Genomic DNA, 832 nt, shown 5'->3' with positions numbered 1-832 from the left:
CGGCGCTGTCACGTTAAATTGTTCGCGGCGCAATAGCGGAGAGGACAAACGCTCGTTCAGAAAACGGACGGATCTTGGGTGGCCTCGGTGAAACGATGCCAGGCGGCAAAGCGTTTGGCGAGCTGTTTGCGATAGAGTGAGGCGCGTATTAAGTGTCGCTTGAGCGCGAAGTGCTGCCGGATCGGACCGAAGCTCGATAAGAAAGCCTGGGTGCGTTCAGGATCGCGGAAGCCGCGCATGCGTTGCTCGCGTTCGCGCGTCGGCTGATGACTGTTTTCCGCCCGGTTATTGACGCGCGCGCTGGCTTTGACGAAGACGTGCTTGACGTGGGCAAGTTCGGGAATCTCGGCTTTCGCCGCCGGATAGCTGCGCAGCTGGTCGGTCACGATCTTGCGCGGTGCCTCAGCACACGAGGCAAGCACGCGCTTGAAAAACCGCTTTGCTGCAGCCTTGTCGCGGCGCTTCTGAAGCAGGATATCGAGTTCGGCACCATGTTGATCGACGGCGCGCCACAACAGGTACGGCTCGCCGCGCAACGTCACAAATACTTCGTCAAGGTGCCACGTGGTGCCGGGCCTGCGACGCGCCGCTTTCACACAGTGTGCAAAGCCAGCACCGAACTTATCGCACCAGCGTCGGACCGTTTCGTAGCTGACGATAACCCCGCGCTCGAACAGCAGTTCTTCGATATCACGCAGGCTGAGCTGAAACCTGAAATACCAGCGAACCGCGCAACTGATGACCGCCGCCGGAAAGCGATGACCGCGGTAAAGCGATTTTGCATTCTTCATCCCCCGATCTTACCCGACCGTCTCTGCAACGTGACAGTGCC

At 59.5% G+C, this 832-nt stretch carries 1 protein-coding gene; it reads right to left on the bottom strand.

Features of this window, described 5'->3' with window-relative positions:
* Window positions 1–56: 56 nt before the first annotated feature.
* Window positions 57–791, bottom strand: a complete 735-nt coding sequence (locus P0D73_RS46535; RefSeq protein ID WP_408183767.1) for an IS6 family transposase — start codon at window positions 789–791, stop codon at window positions 57–59.
* Window positions 792–832 lie beyond the last annotated feature (41 nt).

It is taken from the genome of Paraburkholderia sp. RL18-101-BIB-B (assembly GCF_046026985.1).
GTDB lineage: Bacteria > Pseudomonadota > Gammaproteobacteria > Burkholderiales > Burkholderiaceae > Paraburkholderia.
Note: the sequence above shows the minus strand (reverse complement) of the source record. Positions and strands in the feature narration are given on the sequence as shown.

Coding starts and splice junctions, on each gene's coding strand:
- P0D73_RS46535 (WP_408183767.1), bottom strand. CDS start 791: ATGAAGAATGCAAAATCGCTTTACCGCGGTCATCGCTTTCCGGCGGCG.